General features: G+C 59.6%; 1 protein-coding gene. It reads left to right on the top strand.

All coding sequences use genetic code 11. From position 1 onward, the window contains the following. On the top strand, window positions 1-696 hold a 696-nt coding region (locus ACYVGS_RS17735), incomplete at its 5' end, for a transposase (RefSeq protein WP_460590028.1). Window positions 697-710: the final 14 nt, after the last annotated feature.

The following is a 710-nucleotide window of genomic DNA, read 5'->3' as shown; positions in this document are numbered from 1 at the left end:
GTGCTGTTTGTCACACCCGGTCGTGGCAAGGGGACGCTGAAGCAATTTGCCGACTTTCTGAAGTCTCACGGTGGCGACCCACAGCAGGTGCTCGAAGTGGTGTGTGACATGTCGCCGGCCTTTATCAATGGCGTCAAGGAACACCTGCCGGAGGCGACCATCACGGTGGACTGGTTCCATATCGTGCAGGTCTTTACCCGCTCGGTGGACTCTGTGCGCAAGCTGGAAGGGAAGGAAAAGCCGTTGCCCAAGCAGCTGCGCTGGGCGGTACTCAAACGCGGACAGGTGGGCCACCTGACCGACAACCAGTTGCTCGCGCTGGCCGAGATTATCGATCAGGGGCTCGACACCGCCACGGCCTGGCGGATCAAGGAAAAGCTCGCCTGGGTACGCAAGGCCAGAACACCGCGAGGCGCACGCTGGCGGATCACTCACTACCTGAACTGGGCATCCTGTCTGGTTGGCGACACGCCAGCCCTGGAGCCCGTGCGAAAAGCGCTGGCTACCTTGAGGACGCATGTGGATCGAGTGGTTCAACGCTGGACCTCAACCTATACCAATGCGCGATTGGAAGGCTTGAATGGCATATTCCAGGCGGCGCGTGCCAGAGCTCGGGGATATCGCAACACGGAGACGTTCATGACCATGATCTACCTGATTGCCAGCCCTGCGGGCTCGATCCTGAAATCCACATGAAATGACGAAGAACC

It is taken from the genome of Haliea atlantica, assembly GCF_054779855.1.
This window is presented reverse-complemented; position numbering and strand designations above follow the sequence as displayed.